Origin of the sequence: Kocuria cellulosilytica, from assembly GCF_040981245.1 — a bacterium.
Lineage (GTDB): Bacteria > Actinomycetota > Actinomycetes > Actinomycetales > Micrococcaceae > Kocuria > Kocuria cellulosilytica.
The window spans coordinates 1-572 of sequence record NZ_JAVFWZ010000095.1; the positions used below are offsets into that span (position 1 = coordinate 1).

A 572-nucleotide genomic window follows, 5' to 3' on the forward strand; every position below is an offset into this window, starting at 1 on the left:
GCCAGTTCGTCCAGGCGGGCCACCAGGTCCTCGCGGCCGCCCACGTCCAGGCCCGCGGCCGGCTCGTCCAGCAGCAGCAGCTCGGGGTCGGTCATCAGCGCCCGGGCCACGAGCACGCGCTTGCGCTCGCCCTCAGAGAGGGAGCCGAAGCGGCGCTCGGCCAGGTGGCCGATCCCCCAGGCGGCCATCAGCTCCTGCGCCTGGGCCTCGTCGGCGTCGTCGTAGCTCTCGGTCCACCGCCCGGTCACGCCGTAGGCGGCGGTGACCACGCAGTTGAGCACGGTCTCCCCCTCGGGGATCTGGGCGGCCAGCACGGTGGAGCTCAGCCCGATCCGGGGCCGGAGCTCGAACACGTCCACTGCGCCCAGGATCTCGTCGAGGATGTCCACCATGCCGCGGGTCGGGTGCAGCCGGGCGGCCGCGATCGACAGCAGCGTGGTCTTGCCGGCGCCGTTGGGGCCCAGGATGACCCACCGCTCGCCCTCGTTGACGACCCAGTCCACGGACTCCAGCAGGGTCTTCTGTCCACGGACCACGCTGACGTCCACCATCTCCACCACAGCACTCATATC

Annotated in this window: 1 protein-coding gene; it reads right to left on the reverse strand. The window is 71.9% G+C overall.

From position 1 onward, the window contains the following. The coding region (locus RCG67_RS17165; protein WP_368828016.1) for an ABC transporter ATP-binding protein at positions 1–569 on the reverse strand (569 nt) is incomplete at its 3' end. Between the last annotated feature and the right edge of the window lie 3 nt (positions 570–572).